The organism is Bacillus sp. FJAT-27001 (genome assembly GCF_019039175.1).
Taxonomy (GTDB): domain Bacteria; phylum Bacillota; class Bacilli; order Bacillales; family Bacillaceae; genus Bacillus; species Bacillus velezensis.
The window spans coordinates 546999-569011 of sequence record NZ_JAHOAA010000002.1; the positions used below are offsets into that span (position 1 = coordinate 546999).

14 protein-coding genes are annotated in these 22013 nt (G+C 46.9%); 9 read left to right on the forward strand and 5 right to left on the reverse strand.

Translation table 11 applies throughout. From position 1 onward, the window contains the following. Positions 1-30: 30 nt before the first annotated feature. Positions 31-1500: a glucose-6-phosphate dehydrogenase gene (zwf, locus tag BGM27_RS07550; protein WP_003153243.1), complete on the reverse strand. Its 1470-nt coding sequence runs from the start codon at positions 1498-1500 to the stop codon at positions 31-33. A 208-nt stretch (positions 1501-1708) separates the two neighbouring features. Between zwf and rnz the strand changes: the two genes are divergently transcribed. Then, a complete protein-coding gene (gene rnz / locus BGM27_RS07555; RefSeq protein WP_007408396.1) occupies positions 1709-2635 on the forward strand; it encodes a ribonuclease Z in 927 nt (308 codons plus the stop codon). Positions 2636-2710: 75 nt separating this feature from the next. After that, positions 2711-2860 carry a 50S ribosomal protein L33 gene (rpmG, locus tag BGM27_RS07560; RefSeq protein ID WP_003153246.1) on the forward strand — a complete coding sequence of 50 codons (150 nt, stop codon included), beginning with the start codon at positions 2711-2713 and terminating at the stop codon, positions 2858-2860. A gap of 49 nt (positions 2861-2909) precedes the next feature. Here the strand turns inward: rpmG and BGM27_RS07565 are convergent, their stop codons facing one another. The 3 genes from BGM27_RS07565 to BGM27_RS07575 form a co-directional block, all read right to left on the reverse strand. Then, positions 2910-3683, reverse strand: coding sequence for an alpha/beta fold hydrolase (locus BGM27_RS07565; protein ID WP_007408397.1), 774 nt, complete (start codon positions 3681-3683; stop codon positions 2910-2912). Between the two features lie 113 nt (positions 3684-3796). Next, positions 3797-4813, reverse strand: a complete 1017-nt coding sequence (namA, locus tag BGM27_RS07570) for an NADPH dehydrogenase NamA (RefSeq protein WP_003153250.1) — start codon at positions 4811-4813, stop codon at positions 3797-3799. Positions 4814-4952: 139 nt separating this feature from the next. After that, positions 4953-5276: a GlpM family protein gene (locus tag BGM27_RS07575; protein WP_007408398.1), complete on the reverse strand. Its 324-nt coding sequence runs from the start codon at positions 5274-5276 to the stop codon at positions 4953-4955. Positions 5277-5414: 138 nt separating this feature from the next. On the opposite strand from BGM27_RS07575, the gene BGM27_RS07580 reads away from it, so the two are divergent. Beyond that, on the forward strand, positions 5415-6293 hold the full coding sequence (locus tag BGM27_RS07580) for a LysR family transcriptional regulator (RefSeq protein WP_007408399.1): 879 nt from the start codon (positions 5415-5417) through the stop codon (positions 6291-6293). Positions 6294-6626: 333 nt separating this feature from the next. Here the strand turns inward: BGM27_RS07580 and loaP are convergent, their stop codons facing one another. Then, on the reverse strand, positions 6627-7157 hold the full coding sequence (gene loaP, locus BGM27_RS07585; RefSeq protein WP_007408401.1) for an antiterminator LoaP: 531 nt from the start codon (positions 7155-7157) through the stop codon (positions 6627-6629). A 733-nt stretch (positions 7158-7890) separates the two neighbouring features. Here loaP and fabD point away from each other — a divergent pair. From fabD to BGM27_RS07615, 6 genes are all read left to right on the forward strand, one after another. Next, on the forward strand, positions 7891-10149 hold the full coding sequence (fabD, locus tag BGM27_RS07590; protein WP_007408402.1) for an ACP S-malonyltransferase: 2259 nt from the start codon (positions 7891-7893) through the stop codon (positions 10147-10149). Between the two features lie 40 nt (positions 10150-10189). Beyond that, positions 10190-11170 carry an LnmK family bifunctional acyltransferase/decarboxylase gene (locus BGM27_RS07595; protein WP_007408403.1) on the forward strand — a complete coding sequence of 327 codons (981 nt, stop codon included), beginning with the start codon at positions 10190-10192 and terminating at the stop codon, positions 11168-11170. 24 nt (positions 11171-11194) lie between these two features. Continuing rightward, positions 11195-11467 carry an acyl carrier protein gene (locus BGM27_RS07600; RefSeq protein ID WP_003153264.1) on the forward strand — a complete coding sequence of 91 codons (273 nt, stop codon included), beginning with the start codon at positions 11195-11197 and terminating at the stop codon, positions 11465-11467. Further along, positions 11464-12828 carry a long-chain fatty acid--CoA ligase gene (locus BGM27_RS07605; RefSeq protein WP_007408404.1) on the forward strand — a complete coding sequence of 455 codons (1365 nt, stop codon included), beginning with the start codon at positions 11464-11466 and terminating at the stop codon, positions 12826-12828. Before BGM27_RS07600 ends, BGM27_RS07605 begins: the two co-directional genes overlap by 4 nt. A gap of 14 nt (positions 12829-12842) precedes the next feature. Further along, on the forward strand, positions 12843-13580 hold the full coding sequence (locus BGM27_RS07610) for an SDR family oxidoreductase (RefSeq protein ID WP_007408405.1): 738 nt from the start codon (positions 12843-12845) through the stop codon (positions 13578-13580). A 39-nt stretch (positions 13581-13619) separates the two neighbouring features. Then, on the forward strand, positions 13620-22013 hold an 8394-nt coding region (locus BGM27_RS07615), incomplete at its 3' end, for an SDR family NAD(P)-dependent oxidoreductase (protein ID WP_217031218.1).

Consider the following 22013-nt stretch of genomic DNA (forward strand, 5'->3'; position numbering starts at 1 on the left):
ATGAACGGCGCCGCGGTTTTTGATGTTTTCTTATATATTCCACCAGTGGAGACCGTCTTTTTCAAGAAGATCGTCCGAAGCTTTCGGTCCCATTGACCCGGCTTCATAATTCGGAGAAAGGGTTTTGTCGGCTGCCCACGTTTCGGAAATCGCATCGACGAAATTCCAGGAAAGCGCCACTTCGTCCCAATGCGCAAAGTTTGTCGCATCACCGAGCAGACAGTCATGGATTAATTTTTCATAGGCTTCCGGTGTGTTCATTTCATCACTGCAGTTGCTGCAGTAGTCCAGCTTAATCGGCTGAGCATGAGCGGCTCCGCCTAATTTTTTAGCGTTCAGATATAGTGTGATGCCTTCATCCGGCTGAATATGGATGACAAGCAGGTTCGGATTTACATTCGTTTCATTGCCGTAATAAAGGTTCATCGGAATGTCTTTAAATTGAACGACGATTTTCGTTGATTTTTCTTTCATCCGTTTTCCTGTGCGGATATAAAACGGAACGCCGGCCCAGCGGAAGTTATCGATCAACAGCTTTCCGGACACGAATGTTTCCGTATTGGAATCCGGTGCTACATTATGCTCATCTGTATAGCTTGGTACAGAGTTTCCGTCAATCGTTCCCGCTTGGTATTGTCCGCGGACGAAGTAGTCGCTCACTTCGTTTGGGGCGACAGGGCGGAGAGCTCTCAGCACCTTCACTTTTTCGCTGCGGATTTCTTCCGTGTTCAGTTTAATCGGCGGTTCCATAGCCAAGAGAGCGACCATTTGTAAAATATGGTTTTGAACCATATCACGGAGTGCGCCTGATTTCTCATAATATCTCGCACGATCCTCAACGCCAAGATCCTCACTTGACGTAATCTGGATGTTTGAGATGTAGCGGTTATTCCACAGCGGCTCAAACAGCGCATTCGCAAACCGGATGACTTCGATATTTTGAACCATTTGTTTGCCTAAGTAATGGTCGATCCGGTAAATTTGATCTTCCGTGAAAGCTTCGCGTATTTCTTTGTTAAGCTCTTTCGCACTCGGCAGGTCATGGCCGAACGGTTTTTCAATGACGAGACGGGACCAGCCATTTGTCGCTGTGACACCTTCGTTTTTAAGTGATTTTGCGATAGTGCCGAAAAACTCAGGAGCCATCGCCAAGTAAAACATTCTGTTGTTCGGGATTTCATATGTATGTTCAAGCTGATCAAGCAGGACATTCAGCTCCTGATAGGAACCCGGATTCGTTACATCAAACGGATGGTAATAAAAATGAGATGTGAAATCGTCTATGTCTTTTTGCCCGGCAGAAGAAACAGACGTTTTAACGGTTTCCCGGAGGTCCTCGTTTGACCAAGGTCTTCTTCCAACACCTACAACTGCAAACTCTTCACCAATTTGACCATTTTTATATAAACGGTGAATGGATGGGTAAAGTTTTCGTTTTGCCAAATCCCCTGTGGCACCAAATATTACAATTACTGCTTTTGGTTTGTCGTTTGTTTTCACTTAGAGTACCTCACTTTATCTGAAGCATGGTTTAAAACCCCGCATATTTCCTTCATTTTAAATCTAAAATTCGTTGAAAGCAAACATTTCAGCCTGTTTTTTGCGGTTTGCGGAAAAAAATTAATCAGGCCGGAGAAGGCCCGGGTGAATTCACATTTTCAGCCTGATCCTGTATCCTTAGTAGTACAAAGATCTAGGAGGAAGCATTGTGGAATTATTATTTTTAGGGACGGGGGCCGGCATGCCGGCAAAGACGAGAAACGTAACGTCCGTCGCGCTGAAGCTTCTTGAAGAAAGGCGTTCCGTATGGCTGTTTGATTGCGGAGAAGCCACTCAGCATCAGATATTACATACAACAATCAAACCGAGGAAAATTGAGAAGATTTTCATCACCCACCTTCACGGCGACCATGTTTACGGTCTTCCGGGTCTGTTGGGGAGCCGTTCATTTCAGGGCGGTGAAGAAGAGCTGACGATTTACGGGCCAAAAGGCATTAAAGCCTTTATCGAAACAAGCCTGAACGTGACGGCGACTCATCTGACGTATCCTCTTACCGTACATGAAATCGAACAGGGGACGGTTTTTGAAGATGAGCAATTCATTGTTACCGCAGCATCCGTCATTCACGGCGTGGAAGCGTTCGGCTACCGGGTTCAGGAAAAGGATATTCCCGGCGCATTGCAGGCCGGCAGATTGAAAGAAATGAATATCCCGCCCGGACCCGTCTATCAGAAAATCAAAAAAGGCGAAACGGTCACACTTGACGATGGCAGAATCATTAATGGGCGGGATTTTCTGGAACCCCCGAAAAAAGGAAGAATCGTCGCTTTTTCCGGGGATACGAGGGTATCAGAGCGGGTAACGGAGCTGGCGCGCAATGCGGATGTGCTTGTTCATGAAGCAACATTTGCAAAGGAAGATGCAAAGCTCGCACATAATTATTATCACGCGACGACAGAACAGGCTGCGCAAACGGCAAAAAAAGCAGGTGCCAAACGGCTGATCTTAACTCATATCAGCGCAAGGTATCAGGGTGAATCGCCGATAGAGCGTCTCGAACATGAGGCGAAAGCGGTATTTGAAAACAGTAAGATCGCATTTGACTTCATGGAGGTCACTGTGGAGCGGTCTTAAAAAATGGACGCTTGACATTTTTTTCTGATGAGATATAATAAAACGTAATAATTACGATTTGGAGGGGTGAAAATGATGCGTGTGAATGTTACATTGGCCTGTACAGAGACAGGGGACAGAAATTATATTACGACGAAGAACAAACGGACGAATCCGGACCGGTTAGAAATGAAAAAGTATTCACCCCGGTTGAAAAAGTATACGTTGCATCGTGAGACAAAATAGATCACGATAACAAAAGCCATTGTGCCGTTGCACAATGGCTTTTGTTTTATCAGTTTACCGCCTGATAGGCAGGAGCATTCATTTGCTGGCGCACCGCGCACCAAACATCATAAATGGCAAGGTGGACGATGTGCGGTTCATCGTGGTGAATGGCATGAGAACTGTTTTTGGCCTGAATCCATCCGCTTTGATAAGAGACATCAAGCATGCTTCTGTGCAGTTTCACCCATTGTTCATGAGCGTGCTTTAAACGCTCATCCCGCTCTCCCGATGATAAAATCAACAGCGGCATATCGCCGAAATGAATCTGCTGATGCTTGATCTGCCTAAGGCTCGTCAAAAATTCCGCGTGTGATCCTTCCAATTTGAACTGTTTCAAATAGGCGGCCTTCATTTCTTCGGGAAGAAGCGGAAGCACTTTCGTCTCCTGATCCTCAGAAACCGGATCAAGCAGCACCATCCCGAGAATATCCCGGCGGTTCCGGCTCGCCCAAAGTCTGCTGATAATCGTGCCGTATGAATGCGAGACGACAAGGTAAGGAGGCTTGACGCCGGCCTTCAGAAGAAGAGCGTTTAATTCCTGTACCATATGGTCCGCCGTTCTCTTGTTTCGGCTTCGTCCGCTTTTGCCGATTCCGGCTCTGTCATATGTGAAAACCCCAAATTCTTCATCTATGTCAGCGAGTAATGATGTCCATGTTTCAGAAGAAGTGCCGTAGCCGGCTTCAAAGACGATCGTCACTTCGCCGGCGCCTTTACGGTGTTTCGTATAAAACGGACACCCGTCAATCAGATATGTCCTTTCCATCCATGCTGCTTTCATTGGAGTCATCTCCTCTAATTGGTTCTATAGGGAAGACGGAGAAGCTTCGGCAATCGTTTCTCGAAAAATAAAAAAAGAGACAGCCGGATCGAAAAACTCCGGCTGTCTCTTCATCACCATGCTCTGTCGTATTGAACCGGTGACGGTATTTCAGTATTCAGCTGCTTCGCTGCACTCCTTGCAAAGTGCGGATCGCGCAGAAGTTCTCTTGCGACAAAAATAAGGTCAGCGCGGTTGTTTTGCAGAATTTCTTCCGCCATTGTTCCCGTCGTTATCAAACCGACGGCGCCTGTTGCGATTTCGGCCTGTTCACGGATTTTCTCTGCGAAGCTCACTTGGTAGCCTGGGAAGACATTAATATCAGCTTGAACGAGTGCGCCTGAGCTGCAATCAATGAGGTCGACTCCCTGTTCTTTCATCCACTTCGCAAAACCGATATGATCTGCAATGTCCAGCCCTTTGTCTGTATAATCCGATGCAGAAATACGGACAAATAACGGGCCGTCCCAGACTTCCTTGACGGCTTCAATGGTCTCGCCTAAGAAGCGGTAGCGATTTTCATGTGAGCCTCCGTATTCGTCTGTACGGTGATTGGACAGAGGGGACAAAAATTCGTGCATTAAGTAGCCGTGTGCCGCATGAAGTTCAATAATGTCAAAGCCGGCTTCTTTCGCGCGCGCCGCTGCCTGTTTGAATTCCTGAATGGTTTCTTTAATTTGTTCTGTCGTCATTTCAGCCGGTGTTTTGGACTGCTCATCGAACGGAATGGCTGACGGAGCGTAAATGTCTCCCTCAAGCTCAGCTTTACGTCCGGCGTGCGCAAGCTGAATGCCGATTTTAGATCCTTGCGCTTTCACTTGTTCCGTCAGTTTGGCAAAACCTTCGATATGATCATCGCTCCAAATGCCCAAATCCTGATCGGAAATGCGCCCTTGAGGATTAACGGCTGTCGCTTCCACGATAATCAGGCCGACCTGTCCGATTGCACGCGATATGTAGTGCGCCATATGAAAAGGCTGCAGTTTTCCGTCCTTCTCATGTGAGGAATACATGCACATCGGTGCCATAACAATACGGTTTTTGATCGTTACATCTTTAACGGTCCATGGTGTGAATAATTTTCTGGCCATTTATTTCGCCTCCCGGAATGTTTTTAGACATTGATTATAACAACTCATGATCATTCAGTCATATAAACTGCTCACAACTGAACACATCGTTCTTATTGTTCTGGACGGGCATTTTTTTATACACAGCGTGGCCGTATCTTCATAACAGGCATTTACAGCCGATCATATAGCAAATATAGATGAGAAACGCACCGATGACTGCGTGGCCTCCTTTGAACCAGTTTGTCAGGATGAAAATACAGCTGATGAAGATCACCGCGCCGAAGGCACCGAATATTCCGTTTTTTTGAGCGGCTCTGAAATCGTCGGCGCTCATATTTTTCAGCTGCAAGTGAATATTCAGTAACGTCATAATCGGCAGCAATGTAATAACGCCTGATAAAAATAAGTATTTCGATTTGCTTAAATACGCGGCGGCCACCATAACGGTGCCGCCGATAAAAAATTGAATGAGAAAACTCATGCTGAAACGCTCACCTTCTGTTTGTTATCAAGTATAATGATGGAAACATTGCCATTTTATTTTTGATTGATGTATAAGTAAACTAAATATAACTAATGCATTGGATAATAAAGAATGATATCTGGGAGATGAAGCCGGTTGGATTTAAAGAAGCATTTAGCCTTTATTAAAACGGTTGAAAGCGGCAGCCTGACCCAAGCCGCTGCCATATTGAATTACACACAGCCGAACATCAGCCAAATGATCAGTAAATTAGAGGAAGAGTACGGTTTTCCGCTTTTGATCAGACAGCGGCATGGAGTGAGGCCCACCGCAAATGGCTTGAAAGTGTTACATATTATGAAGGAAATTCAAAAAAACTATGAAAAACTGTCTCAAACCGTTGATAATATTAATGGGTTAGAAAGAGGGGAAGTCCGGCTCGGCACTGTTACGAGCGTGGCGGTAAAATGGCTGCCGAAAATTTTGAGGGAATTTAATGAGCTGTATCCTTCCATTAAGGTGCATTTGTTTGAAGGAAATTCTACTGAACTGGAAGAATGGCTGAAAGATGACCGGATTGATGTGGCGATCGGGACATCCCACAGCGAGAAGTGGCATTTTTACCCGTTGGCCGAGGATCCGATTGTAGCGGTGATGAGCCCGCAGCATGAATTGGCGCAATGTGAAACGGTTCCGTTACATGTCATGGAGTCCGTCAAATGTATCGTGCCTTATCCGGAGACACATTTTGATGTGCTGAAAGTGCTGAAGGAAGAAAAGATTACGCCGCGGGTCGCTTATCAAATCAGAGGGGATGAAGCGATTATTGCAATGGTGCGGAACAATCTGGGGATCAGCATCTTGCCGCAGCTTTTGGTGAATGATTGTGATGTGCTCATCAAACGGTTCGACCGGTATGTCTCCAGGCAGCTCGGCATTTTGACAGCTCATACAAAGGAGACGCAGACACCTTCTGTCCAGAAACTGATTCAATGCATACAAGAATGGGTTGCGGTCCGTCAGGCTTCTGTCTGAAGAAGCCTGATGTGCGTTTAAGCCGGTTCAGCATAATAGAACAGCATAAAATATGTCACCGGTTCATCCGAGGAATTAAAATAACTGTGCGGCATCGCCCGAAGTCAGCACATGCTTTTCGTCATCAAGCTCAACCGTCAATTCACCGCTCTTGATTAAAATGTATCTTCCCCTAAATGTGATTTTGCCTCATGGGCGCAGCCCGGCTTCAGGTCAACTATGTCAAAAAGTTTGACCGTGACGGTGGTGAGCGGGGTTATTTCGGTGTCGGGCTTTCGTTTGTATATAAAAAGGGCATCAACGGCACATGCTGTTGATGCTTTTTTTGAAATGCTAGGGTTTGGAGAGCACTTCAATTCCGACGTTGACCATTTTGTCCAGTCCCATAAAAGACAGGCAGATTTTGGCGCGTCTTTTTCTTTTATCGATCTTTTTAATAATGCCTTCCATTCCTTTAAGAGGCCCTGAGGCAACGGTTACTTTTGAATTTTCAATATAGACTTTTGAATAATCTACAGTGTCTCCTTCTCCGATCAGCCTAATGATAGGGAGGATTTCTTCATCCTTAATTGTCGTGAAATAGGTTTTACGCTCTTTGGAATAATATGCGCCGTTATTCACGATTCTGCATGAAATGGGGAGTTCTTTGATTTTATGAAATGTCCGCTCTGTCATCTTCGTTTTAAACAACACATATCCCGGAAACATCTTTTTGAGTGCCTCGTATTTGATTCCGGCTTTTCGTTCTGTGACTTTTTTCTTGGGTATGATTGAGTAGAGAGCCTGCTCATCAAACTGCAGACGCAGAAATTTTTGAACTGTTTCTTCTTTTCCGGACTCTACAAAAAGTGCGTACCATTTCATGACTGGGTCCTCCTTAGAATAATAAGAAATTATTATACAAAGAAAGTATTTAATGGATAGTATTTAAAGTGATTAAAAATTTTTCTAATTCGTCTTTTTTTTACATAATATATGAAAATGAAAAATAAGTATAGACCCAATTGACAGAGAAGCGATGAATTTTCTTTGACATGAATAGGGTTCAGGGAATTATCTGACATTTATCCCGAAACAATTATGCCGACTGTCCACCTAACATAAAACTGTGGAATAAATGTCAGAAAATAACGAAATAAAGCCTTGACATTATTATCTATAAATTGATATTATTCTCTTTAAATAGCAACTATTTGTTAAATTTATTAAATTGATGTAAAGCACCTATTAAATTTCAATCGCTGTTTCGGCACGTTGAAGAGGAAATAGGGATTATAAAAATGATTGTAGTGTATATATCTACATATACATGATAAGGGAGAAGTGTGCCGTCATGGCTGTTTTCGGGCATATTGGCACTGCAGCTTGTCATGCGAAACATTCAGTAAACAAGCAAGATGTCTTTATATAAATTATGTTAGAAAAGGAAAACACAATGCGTTTGCGATTTTTAAACCTGTGCTGAATCGCAAACGCGTTTGTGTTTTTATTTTTATGCCGGTGTTTACACCAGTCAATATATGAAATAAGAGACGTTTTTGTATGGAGATCCACATGTGATGTACAAAATTGGCGATGCGGAAAGGATGAGGATAAGATGCTTACGTTTGTGTTCCCGGGGCAGGGTTCTCAATTTAAAGGAATGGGAGCCGGACTGTTTGATGAATTTCAAGATCTGACACGTCAGGCTGATGACATATTAGGCTACTCTATAGAAGAATTGTGTCTGGAGGATCCGAATCACCAGCTGGGGAAAACGCAATTTACCCAGCCGGCGTTATATACGGTGAGTGCACTCAGTTATTTAAAGAAAAGGAAAGAGTCCGGCAGAGAGCCTGATTACGCCGCAGGGCACAGTTTAGGAGAATATAATGCGTTATTTGCGGCCGGCTGCTTTGATTTTGAGACCGGTTTGCAGCTTGTGAAAAAAAGAGGGGAGCTCATGAGCAAGGCAGCTCCCGGAGGCATGGCGGCGGTTTTGGGGTTTACCGCTGAACAAGTAAAAGAGGTTCTATCCGATTATCATCTGACCGGCATTGATATCGCTAACCACAATTCACCTTCGCAAATTGTGATCGCCGGAACGAAACAAGACATTGAAAAAGCGGGCCCCGTCTTTGAAAAAGCCGGCGTGAGAATGTACCTTCCTTTAAATGTGAGCGGCGCCTTCCATTCCCGCTATATGAAAGATGCTGAAAAAGAGTTCGCGGATTATTTAGAAGAAACGGCGTTTTTGCCTCTTCGTTTTCCGGTGATCTCAAATCTTCATGCCGCACCTTATAAGAATGATGAAATCAAAACAAATCTGACTTTGCAAATGACCAATCAGGTAAAGTGGACGGACACGATACGCCGTCTGATGGGACTTGAAAATAATGAAATTGCAGAAGTCGGGCCCGGGGAAGTGCTGACAAAACTGACGAGTCAGATTAAAAAAGATGCCGTCCCATTACCTATGCCGAAAGAAGAGTCTGATACTGCTGATGTTAAAGCATCGGCAGCTGATCCGCAAAAAACGGCGGGAATGAGATTAGGGAACGAAGATTTTAAAAAAGATTATAACATCCAATATGCTTACATGACGGGCTCCATGTACAGGGGAATTGCTTCGGAACAGATGGTCATTAAAGCGGCAAAAGCGGGAATGCTGGGCTTTTTCGGAACGGGCGGATTGAGTATCGAACGGATCGGACAGGCCATCGGAACCATCCGGTCTGCACTGCGGCAAGGGGAAACATTCGGAATGAATCTTCTTCATCATATGATGTCACCTGACAAGGAAGTCAGAATGATAGATTTATATTTGAAAAACGGCATTCATCTTATTGAAGCATCGGCATTTATGGGCATAACCCCCGCTCTTGTTATATACAGGGCAAAGGGATTAAGCAGGAATCATGACGGGTCGGTGTCAGTTCAAAACAAAATCATCGCGAAAGTATCCCGGCCTGAAGTCGCTGAGGCCTTTCTGAATCCGGCTCCGGCTCATGTGCTGGAAAGACTTGTGTCTGACAATCGGCTGACAGCCGGGGAAGCGGCGCTTGCAAAAGAAATTCCGATGGCTGATGACATTTGCGTTGAAGCGGATTCAGGAGGGCATACCGACCAAGGGATTCCGTATACATTAATGCCTGCCATGATCAGACTCAGAGACCGCATGATGGAGAAGCACGGTTATACGAAAAAAGTAAGAATCGGCGCAGCGGGCGGCATCGGCACTCCGGAAGCGGCTGCTGCCGCGTTTCTGCTCGGTGCCGAATTTATCGGAACCGGTTCTATTAATCAATGCACGGTCGAAGCCGGGACAAGTGATTCAGTGAAAGATCTGCTTCAGGAAGCGAACGTGCAGGATACGTCATACGCTCCCGCGGGAGATATGTTTGAAGCGGGAGCAAGGGTGCAGGTGCTGAAAAAAGGCCTGTTTTTCCCGGCAAGAGCCAATAAACTCTTTGACTTGTACAGACAATACAATTCTTTAGATGAAATAGATGAAAAAACGAAAACATTAATTGAAGAAAAGTATTTCCAGCGCAGTTTTGAAGAAGTGTATGAGCAGTTGAAACGTGATAAATCTCCTGAGCAGATCGCCAAAGCCGAACAGAATCCGAAACACAAAATGGCGATGGTATTTAAATGGTATTTTTCTCATACGACAAGGCTCGCTCTGGAAGGAAAAAGCGAAAGTAAAATAGATTACCAAATTCATTGCGGTCCTGCGCTCGGCGCGTTTAATCAATGGGTGAAAGGAACCCCGCTTGAAAATTGGAGAAACAGGCATGTCGATCTGATCGGCAAACAGCTCATGGAAGAAACAGCCGGCCTTCTTGCGCAAAGGCTGGTATCGATTACAGGCTGAGTATGACTAGCCATTACATTTTTTCTGCGGAGGACAGACCATGCTGATTGAAAATCAGGAATTAACGATGAGCCATGTCGGGTTAGGGAATTTGAATGAGTATGCGCTGCTGCTGTTATTCGGCAACGCACACAGTCACCATTTAACGGACGGAACAGGATTCCGGCCTGATCAGATGGCCGATCACCAAGGGCTGATTTTGTATCCGGCTTATTTTATGACACATCTCAAAGTTCCTTCAGATAAGCCTCTTGATCAGTACCGATTATGGGACGAGGTTTCCGTCGGAGTCGATATCTCCCGGTTTGGAGAAACCATATTAGAATCTGATTATTTGTTCGGGCCGAAAGGAGCGGTCAGCTCTGATAAAAGCGAGTGGGACCGGGGACGGTTTCCTTCTATGAAAGCCAATAGTTTAATTGTCGTCGACGTCACACAAACAGAAGGTTCGACGCGCAAAGTCTCAGCGCCTAAGGCTGAATGCATTGCGGAACTTTCTAAGCTAGCCAAGCCGCCTTACGCGCTGATGCGGTCAAAGAAAATCAGAACGGACGCCTTCGGAATGAAGCCGGGCAATCTCAAAACAGCAGACCCCGTTTCATATCGGGTTCCTGTTGATCAGGATGCTGCGCCCGGGCATGCCATGGTGTTTGCGAAATTCAGCAAGATAATGGATGCGGCGGAATTTGAATGGATGACGCGCCGGTCGAAGCCGGGTTTTCCGGTTTCAATCGCGCGGCATTTATTTTTGCTTGAAAGAGAGACGTATTATTACGGAAATTGTTTTGCAGATGAAGAGCTTGATATTTATATGACGGGACACATTGAAGAATGCGATCCCGACTTTCACGGTGAGTCCCTCGGTATGATCTCAGTGGCGAAAATCAGCTATCAGATTGAAGTCTATATGAAAAGAAATCATACATTGTTGGCCATTTCCAAGGTGGACAAGCTGCTGGCGGTGCCGACCTCTTCACAAGATCATATTCCGGATTATAAGCGGGTCATCAGAAGTTTATAAAATGAAGAATGGAGCTGAAAGCAAATGGAACAAACCAAGGAAATGAAGCAGATCATCGCACAAATCATTCAGGACATTCAAGAACAGCAGTCATATCGGGCCGTCGAAGCGGGGGATGATGTGAGAGTCATAGAGGATCTGGGCTTCTCATCACTGGATATCGCTCAATTAGTCGCACAGATGGAGATGGAAACCGGAGTAGATCCTTTTTCCCAAGGAGAAACGATTTCCAGCATTACAACCGTCGGCAGCATTTGTGATATTTATCAAAAATATATGGACAGTGCTCAATCATGAAAACAGAAAGCGGGGGAGATATCAGCTGGGTGACTGATAAGCTTAGGGAAACGCAAGACAGTGAGTTTCTCATTTTTAAAGGGCAGACTTTTACGTATGATGATTTGCTGACACGAATCAGCTTTTTTCAGAAAGAACTTGAACAAAACGGAATACGTGAAGGAGAATGTGTGGCGCTTATCGGGGATTATTCCCCGAACGCCATTTTTTTGCTGATGGCGCTTTTGTTAAACCGAAATATCGTTGTCCCTCTCAGCAATGAATCAAGGGAAAAGCATCTCGATATGTTTGAAGACGCGAAAGTGAATCAAATCATTGAAATAAATGAAAATGACAGCTGGACGCTTCGTGCAGGTTCTGAAAGCGCCTCTCACCCTCTGCTTGATGACCTGCGCGAGAGAGGGGAGTCAGGCATTATTATTTTCACATCGGGAACTTCCGGCAAAAGCAAAGCATCCGTGTTAAGCGCCGGCCGGCTGCTTGAAAAATATAAAACGGCGAAGAGAAAACCGCTGCGTACGCTCATTTTTCTGAAATTGGATCATATCGGCGGCATTAATACGCTGTTTGCGATTCTGTTTAACGGGGGGACCATCGTCACATCAGACAGCAGAACGCCGGAGTCCGTTTATCAGGCGGTCGACAAGCATGCTGTCCAAGTGCTCCCCGCCACCCCGACCTTTTTAAACATGCTGCTGATGTCCAAGGCGGATGCCGGCTATAACCTCTCTTCACTCCGGCTGATCACTTACGGCACAGAACCGATGCCCAAATCAACGCTGCGCGGCATTCACCGGCTGTTTCCGGATGTACGGCTGAAACAAACATATGGATTAACTGAACTGGGTATATTCTCAACGAAATCAAAAGACAGCCAATCCACTTGGATGAAAGTGGGCGGTGCCGGAACAGAGACCAAAATTACCGGAGGCACGCTTTGGGTACGTTCTGAGTCGGCGATGCTCGGCTATTTAAACGCACCGTCACCTTTCGATGAAGACGGCTGGTATGACACCGGTGACCAGGTGGAAACAGACGGCGAATATATAAGAATCCTTGGAAGAAAGAGTGAAATCATTAATGTGGGCGGAGAGAAAGTGTTTCCGGCAGAGGTGGAAAGCGTCTTTCTGGAGATACCGAATGTCCGGGATGTTCTCATAACGGGAAGAAAAAATCCGATTACGGGCGAGATTGTCGCAGCAGAGGCCGTGCTTGAAAAAGAGGAAGATATCAAATCTTTCAGAAAGCGGGCCGTAGCTCATTGCAAACAGAAGCTGCAGCCATATCAGATACCGCAGATCATCTCTGTTACAGATCGGAAACTGTCTAATGACCGATTTAAAAAAATAAGAAACGTGTAAAACAGGAGGCAAATATGAATAACGGAAAAGTAGCGGTCGTCAGCGGAGGAAGCCGGGGGCTCGGAAAAGCGATTGTACAGACGCTTTTGGATGAGGATTACAAAGTAGCCGCTTTCAGCCGCAGTGAATCTGATTTTATTAACACATTGAGAGAGAGTGAAAAGTACCGCGGCCGCTTTTATTGGGAAGCGGCGGATGCGGCGGATGATGCCGCCATGAAACAGTTTGTTCTTCAAGTATACCGCAAGTTTTCCAGAATAGACGGCTTGGTCAATAACGCCGGTTTGAACCTTGATCAGCTGCTGCCCCTGACCAATGATGAAGACATTGACCGCATCCTCAATCTGAATATCGGCTCAGTCATCAAGCTGACCCGAAACGTATCCCGTGTCATGCTGAAACAAAATTCCGGATCAATCGTTAACATAAGCTCCATTATCGGCTCAAGAGGATTTAAAGGCACTTCAGTTTACAGCGCATCCAAAGCGGCTCTTGACGGCTTGACGCGAAGCCTGGCCAGGGAGCTCGGGTCTAAAGGAATCCGTGTCAATTCACTTGCGCCCGGTTTTGTGGACACCGATATGACGAAAAATATGCCGGAAAAACAAAAATCGCAGATTATCAGAAGGACGCCGATGGGGCGTTTAGGCGAAACAGACGATATGACCGGACTCGTTCGTTTCCTGCTTTCTCCTGAATCGTCCTTTATGACCGGACAGACAATGGCAATAGACGGCGGATTAACTTGTTAAAGCACAGAAAAATTCTTTTGTACAAGGGATGGTATCCTCATGAAATGTATTAACGAATTTTTAAGAACGGTAATAGCGCAAAAGCTGGGTGCCGAGGTGACCGAAGCGGAAGATAAAACCGCTTTTTTTACTCTTGGCGTGACGTCTCTCATCAGTGAAGAAATCATGACCATATTGCATAAAGAATTTACCGGCCTTTCTGAAACGCTGCTGTTTGAATATCCGAACATTGAGAAATTGAGTGAGTTTTTAAGTGCGCAGAAACGAAATCCCGAAAGCGTTCTTGAATTCAAAGAAACGGAGCCTGATACGGGAAGCCGGCAGGAAGAAGAATTGCTTCCCGTACAGGCGGCTGAAAAGGTGCCTGTACAGGAAACGGACGGGAGCTCTGATATTGCGGTTATCGGAATGAGCGGGATGTTTCCGAAAGCGGAAAACCAGCATGATTTTTGGAACAATTTAATGGAAAATAAAGATTGTGTCACTGAAATCCCAGAGGACAGATGGGACAGCTCTTATTACTCGGAAGAGAAAACGGCAGAATACGCGTCATACAGTAAATGGGGAGGTTTTATTGATCATCCGGATCAATTTGACCCGCTGTTTTTTTCTGTTTCCCCGTGGGAAGCTGATTTAATGGACCCTCAGCAAAAATTGTATGTCACGTGCTGCTGGGAAGCGATGGAGGATGCCGGTTACGGGAATCCGGCGGCGAGGCCGACGGATCAAATCGGTGTATTCGCCGGAGTGACCTGGAATGAATATTCATTAATTGCACACGAAGAAGGTTTCCTCAAAGATCAGTACAAAGGCCCCGGCTCCTTATATTGGGGCATTCCGAACCGGGTTTCTTATTTCCTTGATCTCCATGGCCCGAGCATCGCTGTTGATACGGCGTGTTCTTCATCGCTTGTCGCCGTCCATCAGGCTTGTCAGGCCATTATGTCGGGCGACTGTGAAATGGCGCTTGCCGGAGGCGTCAACCTCAGCTTACATCCGCAAAAATACATGTTTTTAAGCCAATCGCATTTTCTGTCTTCTGAAGGAAAATGCCGCAGTTTCGGTGAAGGCGGAGACGGTTACGTGCCCGGTGAAGGTGCGGGAGCCGTTTTGTTAAAACCATTGAAAAAAGCGATTGCGGACAACGACCACATCTACGGTGTCATTAAGGGGTCCGCCACTAATCACGGCGGCAAAACGACCGGGTATACGGTGCCGAATCCGGAAGCGCACCGGGACCTGATTTTATCCGCTCTAAACAGAGCCGCGGTAAGTCCGGCGGATATCAGCTACATTGAAGCTCACGGAACCGGCACGGCACTCGGCGATCCGATTGAGATACGCGGCCTGTCTATGGCATTTGATAAACAGACCGATGAGAAAAACTACTGCGGAATCGGCTCGGTGAAATCCAATATCGGACATTTGGAAGCGGCTGCAGGGATCGCCGGTTTAATCAAGGTGCTTTTAAGCATGAAACATGAAACGCTTCCCGCCAGTCTGCACTCCGAGGAACTGAACCGCAAGATTTCTTTTTCTGATTCGCCATTTTATGTCGTCCGAAACAACCGGCCGTGGCCGGCTGAAGGAGATAAACCGAGAATCGCCGCAATCAGTTCATTCGGCGCAGGAGGCTCTAATGCCCATCTGATCGTAGGTGCTTATCAGCCAAAACGGCAAGCGGACGGGAATACTGAGCAAAAACCGCATGCCGTCGTATTAAGCGCACATTCCGAACAGCAGCTGAAAGAATATGCCGGGAAATTAAGCTCTTTTCTTGCCCGATTGGAAAACCTGCCTTCTGCCGGCGGATACAGTCTGGAAAATATCGCTGCCACCTTATTGTCAGGCAGAGAGCCTTTCTCCTTCCGGCTTGCTGTCATTGCATCATCCCTTTCTGAGCTGAAACAGCGATTGGACGGATTTGTAAGCGGTCACAGCGACGGCAGGCATATGTACTTCGGAAAAGCGTCACCCGGGCGGCCGGACGTTTCAGGCCAATCCGTTTCAGATCCTGAGAAATTTGCCGCGCTGTGGGTGAAAGGCCTTCAGTGTTGCAAAAAGCCGGAAACGCCGTATCAGAAAGTTCCGCTTCCTACGTATCCGTTTTTAAAGGAAACGTCCTGGCTGACCGATCAAAAAAAGCGGTATACAAAAAAGCCCCAAAATATCAAAAGGCGTGAAGCGCTGCATCCTCTGCTTGATGAGAATATTTCATCCGCCCGGAAAGGGACGTTTCAAAAGATATTTTCCAAGGATGAATATTTCTTTAAAGATCATTTAGTGAACGAAAAATATGTGCTTCCCGGAGTCTGTCATCTGGAAATGGCGGCATACGGCGCGGGATTGTGGGGAGAACGCCCGGTCGTCTCTCTTCAAAGTGTGTGGTACATGGAGCCGATTGTGACAGGGACAGACCCAAGATCCGTCATGATAGAGTTTGAAGCAGAAAAAGAGCGTATAAGCTATGTCATTAAAGAAAAAGGAGCGGACGGCACCCTCTTTTCGCAAGGAGAAGTGATTTGTAAAGAAAAAGGAGCGTCTTTTGAGGCCCCGGCCTTTCAGCTCCCGGCGCCATTTGCGCAGAGAACGGAGCCGGAAGACATCTATCACTCGTTCTCTGAGGCGGGAATCGTGCAAAAGGACAGTTTTCAGGTCATCCGCGAATTCTCTTATACAGAAAGGAAAGCACTGGCCAAATTAACGCTCCCGTCACACTTGGAAGCCGATTTTAAACAGTACATCCTACATCCGTCCTTAATGGATGGCGCTGTTCAAACTGCAATGGCGCATGTGCTGCAATTTCAAAAAGAGCCTGTGCTTATCGTACCGTTTTCCTTCGGAGAAATACAGCTGCTTGAACCGTTAGCGAAAACCGTATTTGTGCATGCGGAGGTAAAAGCGGCCTCTGTTCACCAATTTGATCTGCATATTTGTGATGAGCGCGGCGTGCTGTTGGCGGCAGTGAAAGATTTTATCATAAAAGAGGTGCAGGAAAGCGCCGGGTTTAACCAAAAAGCCGGCGTCACGCCGAAGAAAAGCTGTGAAACGGAATTGCTTATGACACCGGTTTGGAACACCGTCACCATTCCGGAAACCGGCATGTCTTTCATGCGTGAAGAAAAAATAATCGTCATCGGGGCCGGGCCGGATTTTCAGCAGGCTTTGAAAGAGATGTATTCCGATGTCCGTTTTCCGGACATCACTTCTTTGGACAGCGCGGAACAAATGGCTGAAACATTGAAAGCGCAAGGCTCTTTTCAACACATGATATGGGCGGCGCCGGATCATCCCATTCCATCCGTTTATGATGCGGATACGGCCGAGGGACAGGAGCACGGGGTCATGCAGCTTTTCCGGCTGGTAAAAGCGCTTCTGCTTCTGAATTTTGACACGGAACAACTATCATTGACAATCTGCACGTTTCAAGCACAGCCGATTCATGAACATGATGAGGTCAATCCGAGTCATGCAAGCATACACGGATTAGCGGGGTCGCTCGCAAAAGAATACAGCAATTGGAGCATCCGGCTTCTTGATTTGGAATCTCAAAGGGGAGACCGGCATCTCCCCGATGTCTTCTCTTTACCGGCGGACTCCGAGGGAAATCCGTGGGTCTTTCGTGCAGGTCAGTGGCACCGACAGCAATTGGCCGTCTGCCAGCCTCATGCAGATGAGCCTTCATTATACCGGCACGGCGGGGTTTATGTGATTATCGGCGGAGCAGGCGGAATAGGAGAAGTATGGACTGAATATATGATTCAGACCTATCAGGCGAAAATTATCTGGATCGGGAGACGGAAAAAAGATACACAGATTGAAAGAAAGCTGAAAAGACTTGCGGCTTTAGGCCCCGCACCGCAATATTTCAGCGCGGATGCTGCCGATTATGACTCTCTCAAACGGGCGTATGACACCATTGTAAAGGAAAATGGAAAGGTCCGCGGAATCATCCATTCCGCCATCGTGTTATCAGACCGCAGTTTTGCCAATATGGAAGAGGATCAGTTCCGCGCGTCACTTTCTGCAAAAACTGATGTGAGCTTGCAGATTGCCCGGGTAGCTGAAGGGGAACCCCTGGATTTCTTGCTGTTTTTCTCTTCGATGATGTCGTTTCAAAAAGCGCCGGGACAGAGCAATTATGCCGCCGGGTGCACGTTTAAAGACGCTTTTGCTAAGCGGATCTCACAGAAAGCGCCGTATGCCGTAAAAGTTGTCAATTGGGGCTTTTGGGGAAGTGTCGGCGTTGTCGCTTCAGAACAATACCGGAAACGGATGGAGCGGGACGGAATCGCTTCTATTGAGGCGCCCGAAGCGATGAAAACGCTGGAAACCCTGCTTTCCGGACCTCATGACCAGCTGGCGCTGATCAAAACGACAGATCCGGTTTTTATGAAAGACGATCTGAAAGAACAAGTAACGGTTTATCCGGAAAAGATTCCTTCCGCACTCGGACAATTAGCGGTTAACATCACGCAGAATGACGAAGCTGAGCGGTTAAAAGCATCAAGTGTCATGAGCTGCATGAGAGAGATGGAATCCCTTATTGAAAAAATGCTTGTATCAACCCTTTATGAGATGGGAGCCGGGCTTGATCAGGCTTTGCCGTTATTTCAATCGGCTGCCGGCATAACGGAACAATACAGCAGATGGCTGAAAGAGAGCTTTGTCCTCTTGACTGAATTAGCGCTTGCTCCGGAAAAAACGGATTTAGGGCAGGTGTGGGAGGAATGGGAGCGGAAAAAAGAGACTTGGCTGCGCCAGAAAGACATGAGGGCGCATGTCAGATTGGCAGAAGAGACATTGCGTGTGCTTCCAGACATTTTAACCGGAAAGCTTCCGGCAACGGAAGTGATGTTCCCTGACTCCTCCTTCCGTCTTGTGGAAGGCATTTACCGCAATAATATCATTTCTGATTTTTTCAATGACAAGCTTGCTGACACATTGATTGCAGTTTTGAAGGAACGTCTGGAAAAAGACCCGCAGGCGAAAATCCGCATTTTAGAAATCGGAGCCGGAACGGGCGGGACGAGCGCCGCGGTCATGAGAAAATTGAAACCGTATGAAGCGCATATTGCCGAATATTGTTTCACGGATATTTCTAAAGCATTTCTTTTACATGCAGAAGACATATTCGGTCCGGAATATCCTTATGTCACTTATAAAATATTCAACGCTGAGCAGCCGGTATCAACAGAAGCGCCGGACATCGGCACGTATGACGCAGTGATCGCGACCAATGTGCTTCATGCGACAAAAAATATCCGCTCTACGCTGCGCCATGCGAAAGCAATGCTGCAAAAAAACGGCCAGCTGTTAATAAATGAGATCAACAGCCGCACCATATTCAACCATGTGACGTTCGGCCTTCTTGAAGGCTGGTGGCTGTATGAGGATCATGATTTACGGATTCCGGGCTGTCCGGGGGTTGATCCGGCCGGCTGGGCGGAAGCGCTTTCGCTTGAAGGATTCGTCCATCCTCTGTTTCCGGCTGAAACCGCACACGACTTAGGCCAGCAGATTATAGCGGCTGAAAGTGACGGAATGGTCAGGCTTGCCCTCACGCAGGCCTCAGAAGAGAAGCCGGAGCGCCGTCCGTATGACGCAGAAGGTCTTTCGGATGATACTTTGCATTTCAGCCTGAGAGAAAAAAGCGTTGAACTGATGAAGAAGGTAATCGGTGAAGCGCTTAAAGTGCCGGCGCATCGTCTTTTATCCCATGAACCTTTAACCGCATACGGATTGGATTCCATACTGGTCGTCAGACTGACCAACGCGTTAAAAGACGTCTTCGGTTCTGTCAGCAGCACTTTATTTTTTGAATATCAAACCATTGATGAGCTTGCTGATTACTTTCTGTCTTCCCGTAAAGAAGCGCTCGAGCGGCAATTCGGGAATGGACGGGCTCATCCCGAAAACGCCGGACGGGTGCAGGCTCCCGCAGAAAGCGCCGCGCCGATTCCAAACGTAAGAGAACGGGGCATCGCATATCTGACGGAATTAATAGGAAAAACGCTGAAGATTCCGAGCGGGAGAATGGATCCGTCGGTTTCCTTAACCGCATACGGTTTGGATTCTATTCTGGTCGTCAGGCTCACAAATGCCTTTCGTAACGTGTTTGACCAAATGACCAGCACCCTCTTTTTTGAATATCAGACGATAGAAGAAATCGCGGATTACCTGCTTCTTTCTCAGCCGGAAGCATTTATGAAAGCGATGGGTGTGCGTGAGGCACAGCTGGCTGATCACACAGATAATCTGAATGTAAAACAAAACAAGATTCCTCAAAACGAGGAAGGCAGCAGGACGAACGGAGATCCCTATATCCAGGATATCGCTGTCATCGGTCTGTCAGGCCGGTATCCGGGCGCCGATCACGTTGATGAGCTGTGGGAAAATGTAAAAGCCGGCAGGCATTCTATTACTGAAGTGCCGAAAGATCGCTGGGACTGGAAAACGTTTTATAACGAGGAACGCGGAAAATGGGGGTCCATTTATTCAAAATGGGGCGGTTTTCTCGATGACATTGATAAATTTGATCCGCTGTTTTTCCGTATATCTCCCGCGGAAGCTGAAAGGATGGATCCGCAGGAAAGGTTGTTTCTGCAGACTGCTTATTCAAGCATTGAAGATGCGGGGTACACCCCGGCCACGCTTTGTGACAGCCGGAAAATCGGAGTCTTTGTCGGTGTGATGAACAGCAATTACCCGACAGTTCCCAGCGACTGGTCTATTGCAAACAGAGTATCGTTTTTGTTCAATTTCCAAGGGCCGAGTATGGCTGTGGATACAGCCTGCTCTTCTTCTTTAACAGCTGTCCATCTCGCCGCAGAAAGCCTGCGGAGCGGAATGAGTGAAACAGCGATTGCCGGCGGAGTCAATCTTATCGTTGATCCGGCCCACTATGAGCGGCTGTCCGCTTTTTCAATGCTGTCTCCCGGTGATAAATGCAAATCTTTCGGAGACAGTGCGGACGGTTTTGTTGACGGTGAAGGAGTAGGGGCGATTGTGTTAAAGCCGCTTGCTCAAGCGGAGAAAGACGGCGATCATATTTACGGCGTTATCAAAGGAAGCATGCTGAACGCAGCAGGCAGGACAAACGCTTATATGGTGCCGAATCCGAAAGCGCAGTTTGATCTGATCGCAGAGACGTTGAAACGGACAGACATTCACCCGAGAACGGTCAGTTACTTGGAAGCCCACGGAACGGGCACTGCGCTCGGTGATCCGATTGAAATCGACGGGTTAACGAAAGCTTTTCGCCTGACAACAGAAGACCGGCAGTTTTGTTCCATCGGTTCCATTAAATCAAATATCGGACATTTAGAAAGCGCTGCCGGGATTGCGGGGATCACCAAACTGCTTCTGCAATTGAAACATAAGAGGATTGCCCCTTCATTGCATGCGGCGGAATTGAATCCGAATATTGAGTTTGAGCACACTCCGTTTTTCGTACAGCAAAAAGAAACGGAATGGAAACGACCTGTCTTGAATATCACGGGTAAAATGAAGGAATATCCGAGAATTGCCGGCATTTCCTCGTTTGGAGCAGGAGGTTCAAACGCACATGTCATCATTCAGGAATATGTGCCGTCTGACAGCCTGAAACCAATGGAAAACGCGTCTGTTTCTCCGCAAAAACCGGCTGTTATCATTTTATCAGCGCGAAATGAGCAGCAATTATCAGAGCGCGCCCGCCAGCTTCTGGATGATGTCATAAGAAAAAAACGTTCTGACGGGGATTTGGCCAAGATCGCTTACACGCTTCAGGCGGGAAGAGAACCGATGGCTGAGCGGCTTGCATTTACGGCCGAGTCGATAGAAGAACTGAAAATGAAGCTTATGAGTTTCTCAAACGATCATAATATCGAACATGCTCATATCTGGCGGGGCAGGACAGCCAAACATCATTCATTGGCGGCTTCGCTCACTTCTGATGAAGATATGGCGCTTACCATAAATGCCTGGCTGAGAAAAGGGAAATACGGAAAGCTGCTTGACCTTTGGGTTAAAGGACTTGACGTCGATTGGTCAGCTCTTTATCAGTGCAACCCGGGCCGCATCAGTCTCCCGGCCTACCCTTTTGCCAAAGACCGATATTGGGTCACAAAAGCTGATGTGTCACTTGACAAAACAGGCTCAGCGAAAAGTGAGAAAGCAGCCAGACTTCACCCGCTGCTCCACGCGAATACATCGACCTTTACCGCCCAGCGTTTTACTTCTGTTTTTTCAGGACATGAACCGTTTTTTGCCGATCACATCGTCAATGGAAAACCGGTGCTTCCGGGCGCGGCTGCTTTAGAAATGGCCCGGGCCGCCGTTACATTTGCCGCCGAAGACTTGCCGGGCGGGAAAACGGGTGTAGGGCTCAAACAGATCGTTTGGCTCCGTCCGGTGACGGCGCTTTCTGAAGGAGTGACGCTTCATGTAAAG